Source organism: Salmonella sp. NW177 (assembly GCF_051811585.1).
GTDB classification, from domain to species: domain Bacteria; phylum Pseudomonadota; class Gammaproteobacteria; order Enterobacterales; family Enterobacteriaceae; genus Salmonella; species Salmonella enterica.
In genome coordinates, this window is record NZ_JAMMZV010000002.1 from 586,523 (window position 1) to 598,694 (window position 12,172).

Below are 12,172 nucleotides of genomic sequence, written 5' to 3' on the forward strand. Positions count from 1 at the left end.
AGCGACTCTCCTGTTAAAGGCCGATGCACATATATTTGATTTCTAAATAATCTTCGATGCCGTATTTGGAACCTTCACGGCCTAATCCGGAGGCCTTAATACCGCCGAAAGGCGCGACTTCGTTGGAGATAATGCCGGTATTAATACCGACGATGCCGTATTCCAGCGCTTCACCGACGCGGAAAACGCGGCTTAAATCGCGTGCATAAAAATAGGCTGCCAGGCCGAACTCGGTATCGTTAGCCTGTCTGATGACATCCGCCTCGTCGCTGAAGCGGAACAGAGGCGCGAGCGGCCCGAATGTCTCTTCTTTGGCGACTTTCGCGTTATCAGGAACATCCGCCAGAATGGTCGGTTGAAAGAAGTTGCCGCCCAATTTGTGCGCTTCACCGCCCGTAATGACGCGGGCGCCTTTTTCCAGCGCGTCGGCGATATGCTCCTGGACTTTCGCCACGGCTTTTTCATCAATCAGCGGCCCGATAGCGACGCCGGCTTGCAGGCCGTCGCCGACCGAGAGCTTATTTACCGCCTGGTTGAGTTTTTCCGCAAAACGATCGTAAACTCCGTCCTGAACATACAATCTATTGGCGCAGACACAGGTCTGCCCGGCGTTGCGAAACTTCGAAGCCAGCGCGCCTTCGACGGCTTTATCCAGATCGGCATCGTCAAAGACGATAAACGGCGCATTGCCGCCCAACTCCAGCGACACTTTTTTAATGTCTTTGGCGCATTGTTCCATTAGCTGGCGGCCAATCTCCGTCGAGCCGGTAAACGACAGTTTGCGTACCAGCGGGTTGCTGGTCAGCTCGCCGCCGATATCGCCTGCCGAACCGGTAACGACGTTAAATACGCCTGCGGGAATTCCGGCGCGCTGGGCCAGTTCCGCCAGCGCCAGCGCGGAAAACGGCGTCTGGCTGGCGGGTTTGAGTACCATTGTGCAGCCTGCGGCCAGCGCGGGGCCGGCTTTACGGGTGATCATTGCCGAGGGAAAGTTCCACGGGGTAATCGCGGCGGTGACGCCGATGGGCTGCTTAATCACCAGCAGCCGTTTATCGGCCTGATGACCTGGAATCGTGTCGCCATAGATACGCTTCCCCTCTTCGGCGAACCATTCAATAAACGAGGCGGCGTAGCTAATTTCGCCTTTCGCTTCCGCCAGCGGTTTACCCTGTTCCAGCGTCATCAGACGCGCCAAATCGTCCTGATGTTCCATCATCAGATTGAACCAGCGACGCAGGATATTGGCTCGCTCTTTGGCGGTGAGCGCGCGCCAGGCGGGCAGGGCGCGATTGGCAGCGTTGATGGCGTCGCGCGTCTCTTCCGCCCCCATTTTGGGCACATTGCCGAGCGGTTTCCCGTTGGCGGGGTTGCTCACGGGGATGACATCGCCGCCGCGCGCGTCGCGCCAGTCGCCATCGATAAAGGCCTGCTGGCGGAACAGGGTAGAGTCGTTGAGTTGCATAATTGCTTCCTGTCTGAAGGGTTAACGGGTAAATGCGGCGTGTAGTGCGTCCACGCTGCGTGCCGCACGCAGCGTACGTCCGGGGTTGCTCTGGCTTGCGCGTAGCGCCTGAACTTTACTGACGATATGCGCGCCGATAGGTATCGCTGATGTCGCCGCCGGGGAGGGGGCGTTACAGGTGTGAATGGAACGCGGCGTCGTGACAAACAGAAAATCATCAATCAGTTTGCCGTCCGGTGAAACCGCCTGCGCCCGCACGCCTGCCGGCCAGGGCTGGAGATCGTTGACGGTCAGGCTGGGGCAATACTTTTGTACTCGCCGCAAATAGCCGCTTTTGCACAGCGAGTTTTTCATCTCGCCCAGTCCGGAAAGCAGATGGTTTTGCAGTACGCGGCGAATGCCGGCGGAGCGGAAAATCTCCAGGGTGTCGGTGAAGGAAACGTCGCGCTTACGGTAGCCTTCGCGTTTAAGCGCCAGCACCGCATTCGGCCCGACCGTGACACTGCCGTCGATCATGCGGGTAAGATGGACGCCGAGAAACGGCATTGCCGGATCGGGGATCGGGTAGATCAAATGGTTAACGATCCGGTTGTGTCGCGGGGCCAGACGAAAGTACTCGCCGCGGAAAGGGCAGATAATAAAACCGGGCTCCACGCCCAGCATTTTGACCAGCCGATCCGCCATCAGTCCTGCACAGCCGATAAGCGTAGCGGTTTCTATTTCCCGACCTTGCGAGGTGCGAATAACAATGCCAGCGGCATGTTCTGTCAGCGCGCTGACCTCGGCATGGTAGATGATCTCGCCGCCTTTGGCCTGAAAGCGGTTCGCCATGGCCGTCGCGACATCGCGATAGCTGACAATCCCGCTGGAAGGGACAAAAATCCCGCCCAGGCCAATGATATTGGGTTCGCGTTCACGCAGCTCCGCCGCGCTTAACCACTCGCGCTCTAAGCCGTTGGCCGCCGTCCGCTCCCATAGCGCGCGCATCCGCGCCATTTCCAGCTCCGAGGTGGCGACCAACATTTTGCCGCAGGTGTCGTAGCGGATGTTGTTTTGATCGCAAAAGGTTTTGGTCGCCTGATTGCCCGCCAGACAAAACCGCGCTTTGAGGCTGCCGGGCGTGTAGTACACCCCGGCATGGATCACGCCGCTGTTATGCCCGGTCTGGTGGCAGGCTGGCGCGGACTCTTTTTCCAGCAACGCGATGCGCGCATCCGGGTAGACATCAATAAGTTGCATGGCGGTCGACATGCCGATAATGCCGCCGCCGATAATCACAAAATCATACATCCGCATAATTCCTTCGCCGTGGCGCTTATTGGTGAGTTTGATAATGGCTGGCGGCGTAGGCGAAGTAACCTCGCTGGCGCATCAGCTCGCGACGCAAGTCAGGATGCGGCGTAAAACGATCGCGTCCATGTAGCCAGAATAGATTGTTAATCAGCAGGAATTTGCCGACCGGTACCGGCACGGAGAGGATGTTTTGACTGGTTTCCAGCGCGTCTGAAAGCTCGCTGAGCCAGACGCCTTCTTCAAAGTCTTTTGGCTGGACGAACTGGTCGATATAACGCATGACCGGGCGGCCTTGTTGGTCGACATCAAACACCGGGTGCCAGACGTCATGGCTAACATTCTTGCTTGGCGGCGCCGCCCAGCGCATGACGCGACGCGCCAGCGGATGGGTAAAAAACGACTCCAGATGTTCCCAGTCATCAAGGTGCAGCAGCAGCGAATTACCGCCTTCCATATTTTGTTCGTCGATTTTCATCATCAGCACGTAGTCGGTCACCTCCTCAACATAGGTACCGTCATTGTGCAGTTCCATTACGCGGTGGGGCTGGCGCAGATAACTGTCGGAGTTGTCGACGTTTTTGACCACGAAACGCGCGTAATACTGGCCGCTCATCGCATCGTAGTTGGAGCGACCAATAAGATGCGCCACCGCCGTCGCCAGTTTGACCATCTCTTCTGCCTGTGCGACATCATCGATCCCTTCGGCGCTGATCAACAGCGCGCCTTGTGCACGGTTGAGGAGCGTTTTGATCAACAGCGGTTGTAGCTGATTGCCGCACAGATCGTCGAGGATCTTGCCGATTTTAAAACGTAAGAAAGATTTGTATTCCAGCGCCTGCACCGGCCACTGCGCAACCTGATGAAGAAATTGTTTTGTGGTATCCGCCGTAAACGTTAACGCCAGCAGGCGCGGCGACTGCGCCGAAGGGGCAAGGGTGAAACCAGTATGGCGTTGGGCTAAATCATCTGTGTTCGCTTTTACGGCAGTCAGTGCATTCATCAGAATCATTCCTCTCGGTAGATGGTCAGGGAGACATGGCGATGCTCATTTCGTAGCCATAAATTAAAAATATCGACATTTTCCAGAAACGCGTATGAAATAACCGCTTTTGTTTAATTATTGTGATCAAAAACAACAAATATTTAACAATGCGAAGGGGGAGGTTAACGGCGCCACGAGCCTGACAACGGCAAGAAGGGGTGTAAAATGAGCGAGTTATGGAAAGAGTGATGCTGGCGGGGTTGCCCGGCCTGGCACATGAGCGCGTAGGCCGGACAAGTACAACGTATTTCAGCAGTCAATTAACCGGCGTCAACCTGCGGTTTACGGCTGTGTTTACGGATCAGACGTAACACTGGCGGTACGACAATGACCATGATCGCCATGATCAGCAGGGCTTTGGCAACGCCGCTTTGCCACAAAATCGCCATATTGCCGTTACTGATGGAGAGTGCGCGACGCAGGTTTTGCTCCAGCATTTCCCCCAGTACGAATCCCAGGATCAGCGGCGACATGGGGAAGTGCATTTTACGTAAAATGTACCCTAACACGCCAAGTGCGACCATCAGCACCAGATCGAAGGTGGTGCTGTGTACCGCATACACCCCTACCGCCGATACGGCAGCGATGGCGGGTACCAGGAACCACAGCGGAATGGTGAGCATACGGGTGAACAGACCGATCAACGGGATATTCATGATCAGCAGCATCACGTTCGCAATCAGCAGCGCAGCGATGAGTCCCCAGACGATATCCGGCTGTTCGGTGAACATCGCCGGGCCTGGCGTGATGTTGTACAGCGTCAGCGCCCCCATCATCACTGCCGTAGTGCCGGAACCGGGAACGCCCAGCGTCAGCATCGGGATGAAGGAGCCGCAGGCAGAGGCGTTGTTTGCCGCCTCCGGCGCCGCGACGCCGCGAATATCCCCTTTGCCGAAGCTATCGCTGTTGCCGCTGAGTTTTTTCTCGGTCATATAGGTAATGGCGCTGGCGATGGTCGCCCCGGCGCCGGGCAATACGCCGACAAAAAAGCCGATTACCGAAGAACGCAGGGTGGTGCCGATACACTGCGCGCCTTCTTTCAGGTTGAACAACATTCGACCCGTTTTGCGGACCATTGTTTGCCCGCTGCTGGTATGTTCCAGCATTAAAAGTATTTCTGATACCGAGAACAGGCCGATCACCACGACGATAAACTGTACGCCGTCGGAAAGATGAACGCTGTCAAAGGTAAAGCGATAAACCCCGGTGTTGGCGTCCACGCCGACGGTCGCAAGGCCAAGACCGATCAGCGCTGCCAGAAATGATTTAAGCGGATTTTGCGCCATCATGCTGCCAAGACAGGCGATGGCAAAAACCATTAAGGCGAAATATTCCGCCGGACCAAAGGCCAGCGACCATTGCGCCAGTAAAGGGGCGAACAGAATGATGCCGCCGATAGCGATTAATGAACCGAAAAATGAGCTGACTGCGGAAATCGACAGCGCTACGCCGCCTTTCCCTTGCTGCGCCATCGGGTAACCGTCCAGCGCCGTCATGATCGCCGCCGCATCGCCGGGGACGTTGAGCAATATGGAGGAGATCCTGCCGCCATACTCACAGCCAATGTACACCGTCGCCAGCAGAATTAGCGCCGACTCCGCAGGCAGATGCAACGCAAAGGCCAGCGGCAGTAAGATTGCCACGCCGTTGATCGGTCCCAGGCCCGGCAGCAGACCGACGATCGTGCCCACGAAGCAGCCAATCAACGCGATAACCAGGTTTTCCGGCGTCATCGCCACCGCAAAGCCCTGAGAAAGATATATCCAGGTATCCATCGTTGCTCCGTTAACTCAGCCAGGCGCCGAGAGGTAAGGTGACATCAAGCAGCCGGTCAAAGGCATACCACAGCAGAATGCCTAATACCGCGCCGGAGATACCCGCCGCCGGAATCGTGGCGCCGAACAGCATCCCGATAACCATGGTGAGAAGCGCGGTGGCGATGGGAAAACCCAGCCATTCGAATCCCCAGGCATACATCAACAGGATGATGATCATGGTAATTAGCTTTTGCAGCACATGGCGGCGCGGCCAGCTAACCGTGTCGGGATGGCGCAATAACAGCGCCAGCGCGCAGAGCGCCATCAGGCCGATAATCCCCAGCGGAAAAGGGCGGGGGCCGACGGGTTCATAGCTGTATTCGCTTTGGATCTGCCAGGCGATGAATAGCCCGGCGATACAGAGCAACAGCCAGATACCCGCAAAGATACGATCGCTCATCATTGCCTCCGCGATTATTTCGCGAGTCCGAAGGCTTTCGCCTGTTCACGGTAATCAGTAACCTGTTTTTTCACGTAGTCATCGAGCTGCTGGCCGGTCATGTCGAACTCAAACAGGCCGCGCAGATCGCGCTGTTTTTTAAACTCGTCGGTTTGCTGGAGCTTCTTGAAGGTATCCACCCACCACTGGTAATCGGCATCGCTGACTTTTGGCCCGACGTAGAAGCCGCGAATAATCGGCCACACCAGGTCGTAGCCCTGTTCTTTAGCGGTAGGGATATTGGCAAGCTGGCCCGGCAGCCGATTTTCTGAAAAGACGGCCAGCACGCGGATTTTGTCGCCGCCCAGATAAGGCACCATTTCACTGAGATCGCCGGAGACAACCTGAACATGGTTGCCCATTAATGCCGTCACCGGCTCGCCGCCGCCCTCAAAGGCAACGTAGCGCATCTTGTGCGGGTCGACGTTCGCCTTTTGCGCCAGCAATGCCGACTTCATCCAGTCCTGGCTGCCAATAGAGGCGCCAGCGCCAATGACCACGCTGTTGGGATCTTTTTCCATCGCCGTCATCAGATCTTTCAGCGTTTTCCACGGGGAATCCGCACGCACGGCGATCATGCCGTAATCAGTGCCCACGCTTGCCAGCCAGCGCACATCATCCACGCCGTAGCGACCAAATTTCCCCTGCGACAGGTTGAGCAGCGAACCGCCGGAAAAGGCGACCACAGTCCCGGGTTCGCCAGGGCGTTGGGCGACTATCGCGTTATAGGCCACAGCGCCGACGCCGCCGGGCATATACGTTACCCGCATGGGTTTCTCGATAGCGCCAGTCTCCAGCAAACTCACCTGAATCAGCTTACAGGTGAGGTCGAAACCGCCGCCAGGTTTGGCTGGCGCGATACATTCCGTTCGCGACGGTGCCTCCTGCGCCAGAACAGAGGTACTCATTAATAAAATGCTTGCAGTAAGGGTACGAAGTAATTGTTTTTTCATTTTTTATCCTCACGCCGGACGTCCGGATTTTTCAGGTTCGGAAGAAGATTTTTGTGATTATGTGAGCCGACATGTAGCAGTTCGGTTGCGTGATTGTTAAAACAATAACCTTTCAATTCCCTTTCAATGCGGCAGAAACTTTACAGGATGTGATATGCGTCTCTTATTGGCGGAAGATAACCGTGAGCTGGCTCACTGGCTGGAAAAAGCGCTGGTGCAAAACGGCTTTGCCGTGGACTGCGTATTTGACGGCCTGGCGGCTGACCATCTTCTGCACAGTGAAATGTACGCGCTGGCGGTGCTGGATATCAATATGCCGGGAATGGATGGACTGGAGGTGGTGCAACGGCTGCGTAAACGCGGTCAGACCTTGCCCGTTTTGCTGCTCACGGCGCGAAGCGCGGTGGCGGATCGTGTAAAAGGTCTCAACGTCGGCGCCGATGACTATCTGCCGAAACCCTTTGAACTGGAAGAGCTGGATGCTCGTTTACGGGCCTTGCTCCGACGCAGCGCTGGGCAGGTTCATGAAGTTCAGCAACTGGGTGAATTGATCTTTCATGATGAAGGGTATTTTCTGTTACAGGGACAGCCGTTAGCGCTGACGCCGCGTGAGCAGGCGCTCTTAACCGTATTGATGTACCGACGAACGCGACCAGTTTCGCGTCAGCAGCTTTTTGAACAGGTGTTCAGCCTGAACGATGAGGTAAGCCCTGAAAGCATCGAACTTTATATTCATCGACTGCGTAAAAAACTCCAGGGAAGCGATGTACGAATTACGACGCTGCGCGGCCTGGGTTATGTGCTGGAGCGCGGCGATGAAGTGGGTTAAGCCGCAATCGTTGTACCTGCAACTCTTGCTGTTCCTGGGGTTGCCGCTGATTCTGCTATGGGGGCTGTCGGCGTTTAACAGTTATGTCAATGCGCTACAGGCCGCCACTCAGGCTTATGATCGTACGTTGCTCTCCTCGGCGCGAACGGTATCGGAACGGCTGGTGGTGCGCAATAACCATCTGGAAGTTAACGTGCCCTGGGTGGTGCTGGATAGCTTCGAGCTTAATATGAATGATCGACTCTATTACAAAGTCGTCGACCCTTCCGGAAAGGTCATTTCCGGTTATGACGATCTGCCTGCCATGCCGCCCGCTACGCCTCGTACCCGGCTTTATCCGGCGCTGGCGTGGTTCTATCATACCGAGTATCGCGGCGAGGCGATCCGCGTGGCGCGTTTGCTACAGCCGGTCAACGAAGGCGGCATTATCGGCATGGCGGAGATTTATGTCGCAGAGACGCTGCAGTCCCGTCGTTATCTGGCGGGCCAACTGCTGTTCTCTTCCTGGATCTCACAGGGTCTGCTGGTGCTGCTAACCCTGGTGCTGGTTGGCTGGTTATTACGCCGGATCCTGCGCCCTATGCGTCAACTTTCGTCATTAATGGTACGCCGCGAACCGGGTCTGTTAACGCCGCTGCCGGAACTGCTGCCGTGGTCGGAAACACGCTTGTTAATCGTGGCGTTTAATCGCTACATTGACAGGCTCCGCGGCATCCTCTCCCGGCAGGAACGCTTTAGCGCCGATGCTTCTCACCAGTTAAAAACGCCGCTGGCGGTGTTAAAAACGCAGGCGGCGGTGGCGTTAGCCAGCCAGCACCCTCATCACTGGTACGAAAGTCTGCAGGCGATGAGCGTAACGCTGGATAGCACCATTCAGCTCACGGAAAGATTGTTGCAACTTTCTGCGGTAAAGCATAAAGAGCAGGGCGAGCGGCGTTTTTCCCCGGTGAATCTGTACGGTATCGTACAGAGCGGCTGTTTTACCCGCCTGGCGCAGGCACGGAGTAAACATATCGACCTGGGCTACGAAGGCGAACAGGAAGCGATGTGGATCGAGGGGGATGAGGTACTGCTTAGCGAGCTGTGCGGAAACTTGCTGGATAATGCGCTGAAATACACGCCTGAGCAAGGCATCGTCACCGCGCGGCTTGAACGGGATGGCGATGCTGTGACGCTGGTTGTCGAAGATAGCGGCCCCGGCATTGATGATGAACATATCCATCTGGCGCTACAGCCGTTCCACCGGCTCGATAACGTAGGAAATGTGGCCGGGGCGGGTATTGGTCTGGCTTTGGTCAATGATATCGCACGCCTGCACCGTACTCATCCCCATTTTTCCCGTAGTGAAGCGTTGGGAGGGTTATACGTTCGGATACGCTTTTTAAGCCTTGTTCCGCAGTAATGCGCACAAATGTGTCAGCGGTAAAGCACGTTTACAAAAAGTCGCATCTTGAGGTGTGACGTTTTAATCAAATGATCATACATTCCCCCTACAAACCGTAGCGTTAATTAAAAATATAGTGGGTGCAGGGGCATGAATAATCATACTAAACGACGGGGAATAGCATTAACCGTCTTTCTTGTCGGGGTTAACATCCTGGCCTGGATTTGGGCGTTCTGTGTTTTTCATCACCATGCAGTCATGCTAAGCGCAGCCATACTGGCGTATAGCTTTGGGCTGCGTCATGCGGTTGATGCCGATCATATCGCAGCCATCGATACCGTCACCCGTAAACTGATGCAGCAGGGTAAAACGCCTTTAGGCGTGGGGGCGTTTTTTTCATTAGGTCATTCGACCATTGTCGTTCTGGCATGTCTGGCGATTGTTGTGACGTCGATGGCATTTCGCGATCGTATTGATGTTTTGCATCAATATGGTTCGTTGATTGGTACGGCTGTTTCCGCTTTTTTTCTGCTGGCGATGGCCCTGCTTAACCTGTTTATTTTGTTCAACGTCTGGCGGCAATTTCGCTCGGTTACCCGCGGCGAGTCAGTGAGGGCGCATGACGAGGCCATACCTGGCGGGCTGATGACGCGTATATTTCAGCGTACGTTTCGTTTGGTCACTTCCAGTTGGCATATGTATTTTGTCGGTTTTCTGTTTGGTCTGGGATTTGATACCGCAACCGAGGTTGGATTGCTGGGCATTTCCGCTTCAGCAGCTAACCAGGGGCTATCTCTCTGGTCAATGATGATTTTTCCTGTGCTGTTTACCGCCGGGATGGCGCTGGTGGATTCCCTGGATAACTTTGTCATGGTCGGCGCTTACGGTTGGGCTTTCTCGCGTCCATTACGTAAGCTTTATTATAATATGACCATTACCGCCGCATCCGTCATTGTCGCGCTGGCGATTGGCGGGCTTGAGGCGCTGGGGTTGATTGATGATGCGTTACAGTTAAGCGGAACATTTTGGCAGACCGTAAGCACGCTTAACGATCATATGGGGAATGTGGGCTTCTGGGTAGTGGGCGCTTTCGTGTTATTCTGGCTGCTCTCGTTGTTGAATTATCGCTGGCGCGGCTATGATAAAATCACCCTCAATACCTGATTGATTTCTGTAAAAATAGCATTTCGGCAGTGGTGTCATATCATTGCCGAAGCATTTTATCTCCTGAGAGTATATTCTTCCCGGTAAGTGCGTTATTTTTCATGCTTGCCTTTCGTTATCAATTTAAGCAATCCGATATAACATACAATACCAAAAATAATAATAACAGTTGTATACCCAAGAATCAGCCAGTCTGCATGTGTCATAATATAATCCAGTTATCAGGTATCCCGTGTTAAGGCGATCTTTAAGCCTGTTGTCAGCAAGAACCACTGTACCCGTTCAGTGCTGTTGGCAATAACGTATTGTTTATGCACAAGAGCGTTGTTACAAATAACGTATACATTGAGCATAGACCTCACCTACATTTTTGTAATGCCATAAAGTAAGGCTACACCTTTAATCTACTGACGGTATGCCAGGCCAGAAGAGATAAAAGGGTAGTTGTCATCATCATCTGTTCTTGACGCCAGGTTAATGACACACACATATGAAAATGTATAACCGCTGCACGCTTTTTAGCACGTTATCTGTAACATACCGTGTTAATCAATTCCATAAAACCGAGTATAGTGTAAGTGAATTTCGAGTAATTGTCATTATGATTATATGGTGGTTAACTTATTTTTTAAATTCTGATTAAATTTCGTTTTTTATCAGTTCATCAGGATTTATGAAAAACCCGGGCGTAAAAACATATTTACGTCCAGGCTTTCTTCTTAGCAAATCGATTTCCCGGTAAAATAGGGGGTCGACCACATGCGCTTATATTCCCATTCAGGCCTTAGTATGCCGATGGAAAAAAGCAATTTTTTTTGTCTTTCCTGGCAGTAATGTCTGGCACGGTTAATATTTAGCCACATTAGTATGCTGCCGGGACTGAGTGGCCTGAACTCATTTTTAATTGCACCATTAGATACGTCAAAGTAGACGTTCATCTGGCTTTCAGATTTCAATACGATATCAAATGCACAGGGTATCCCTTCAATATAAAGAATATGCCCAAACAGAAGGTGATGCAGTTGACTAAAAAAGGTGGCAAGGTTATCAGCGGGATAGCAAGATAACGTATTGCCGAAACGAGACTGAAATAACTCGATAAAAATATGAGTCAGTTCATCAGAAGAACAATCAGCAACGCTTTTTACACTACCGCCTTTTTTAAGAAATTGCTGATATTCATTACGGCGTCTTTTTTCAAACTTAGAAGAGAACGTTTCTTTGACCAGACAATTTTGTTTTTTTCTGGTGAGTTTCCATATGGCATTGCGTATTTGTGGCTGATGCAACGCCGAAAGCCGGTTAGTACGATCGGGTAAGAAGCAGCGTAAATCTGGTGCCATCGGAATAAGTATCTCATCTGACGATAGCGGGAAGGTTCTGCGCGTCAGTATGCCAATATTCTGATCATTACAGATAAAGTAGGCGCCTTTAATCTTATCATCTTCTTTATAGTGGAAGAATTTAAAATGCCAGTTATGGCGCTTCATAAAATAATCCACAATATCTGGGTGCATATTGATACTACCGCCGTATTGCGTAAACACCTCCCGGTATAGGGCAAAGGAAGACGGCTGCCAGCGGGTTAATATACGCTTAACTTCTTGTATTTTCACCAAAACTCCTGACTTAGCTTACTGAAAATTCTATTTTGTATTATTTTTTTGCTCAACCAAATAAAAATGTGACAAATGTTTAGCTTGTATTTAATGGTTAACATGCTAATCGATGACGTTATGGTGAAGGGAATAAGATTAAGATGTTGATCATAGCATGAGTGAAAGCGACG

General features: G+C 52.9%; 10 protein-coding genes. 3 read left to right on the forward strand and 7 right to left on the reverse strand.

Features of this window, described 5'->3' with window-relative positions; translation table 11 throughout:
• Positions 1 to 13: 13 nt before the first annotated feature.
• The 6 genes from gabD to NA986_RS09585 form a co-directional block, all read right to left on the reverse strand.
• On the reverse strand, positions 14 to 1,462 hold the full coding sequence (gene gabD / locus NA986_RS09560) for an NADP-dependent succinate-semialdehyde dehydrogenase (protein WP_023216129.1): 1,449 nt from the start codon (positions 1,460 to 1,462) through the stop codon (positions 14 to 16).
• A gap of 21 nt (positions 1,463 to 1,483) precedes the next feature.
• On the reverse strand, positions 1,484 to 2,752 hold the full coding sequence (gene lhgO / locus NA986_RS09565; protein WP_000271918.1) for an L-2-hydroxyglutarate oxidase: 1,269 nt from the start codon (positions 2,750 to 2,752) through the stop codon (positions 1,484 to 1,486).
• Between the two features lie 25 nt (positions 2,753 to 2,777).
• A complete protein-coding gene (gene glaH, locus NA986_RS09570; protein WP_000993096.1) occupies positions 2,778 to 3,755 on the reverse strand; it encodes a glutarate dioxygenase GlaH in 978 nt (325 codons plus the stop codon).
• Between the two features lie 302 nt (positions 3,756 to 4,057).
• Positions 4,058 to 5,572 (reverse strand): tripartite tricarboxylate transporter permease, encoded by a 1,515-nt coding sequence (locus NA986_RS09575; RefSeq protein WP_000382034.1) that lies wholly within the window; start codon positions 5,570 to 5,572, stop codon positions 4,058 to 4,060.
• Positions 5,573 to 5,582: 10 nt separating this feature from the next.
• Positions 5,583 to 6,017 carry a tripartite tricarboxylate transporter TctB family protein gene (locus NA986_RS09580; RefSeq protein WP_001574835.1) on the reverse strand — a complete coding sequence of 145 codons (435 nt, stop codon included), beginning with the start codon at positions 6,015 to 6,017 and terminating at the stop codon, positions 5,583 to 5,585.
• Positions 6,018 to 6,028: 11 nt separating this feature from the next.
• Positions 6,029 to 7,006 carry a Bug family tripartite tricarboxylate transporter substrate binding protein gene (locus NA986_RS09585; RefSeq protein WP_000744413.1) on the reverse strand — a complete coding sequence of 326 codons (978 nt, stop codon included), beginning with the start codon at positions 7,004 to 7,006 and terminating at the stop codon, positions 6,029 to 6,031.
• A 154-nt stretch (positions 7,007 to 7,160) separates the two neighbouring features.
• Between NA986_RS09585 and tctD the strand changes: the two genes are divergently transcribed.
• The 3 genes from tctD (at position 7,161) to NA986_RS09600 (ending at position 10,383) form a co-directional block, all read left to right on the forward strand.
• Positions 7,161 to 7,835, forward strand: a complete 675-nt coding sequence (gene tctD, locus NA986_RS09590; protein WP_001237934.1) for a transcriptional regulator TctD — start codon at positions 7,161 to 7,163, stop codon at positions 7,833 to 7,835.
• Positions 7,822 to 9,237 carry a sensor histidine kinase gene (locus NA986_RS09595; protein WP_023216131.1) on the forward strand — a complete coding sequence of 472 codons (1,416 nt, stop codon included), beginning with the start codon at positions 7,822 to 7,824 and terminating at the stop codon, positions 9,235 to 9,237. Before tctD ends, NA986_RS09595 begins: the two co-directional genes overlap by 14 nt.
• A 132-nt stretch (positions 9,238 to 9,369) precedes the next feature.
• Positions 9,370 to 10,383: a HoxN/HupN/NixA family nickel/cobalt transporter gene (locus NA986_RS09600; RefSeq protein ID WP_001059354.1), complete on the forward strand. Its 1,014-nt coding sequence runs from the start codon at positions 9,370 to 9,372 to the stop codon at positions 10,381 to 10,383.
• A gap of 719 nt (positions 10,384 to 11,102) precedes the next feature.
• On the opposite strand, the gene NA986_RS09605 is transcribed toward NA986_RS09600, so the two are convergent.
• Positions 11,103 to 11,999 (reverse strand): antimicrobial resistance protein Mig-14, encoded by an 897-nt coding sequence (locus tag NA986_RS09605; RefSeq protein ID WP_000701504.1) that lies wholly within the window; start codon positions 11,997 to 11,999, stop codon positions 11,103 to 11,105.
• Positions 12,000 to 12,172: the final 173 nt, after the last annotated feature.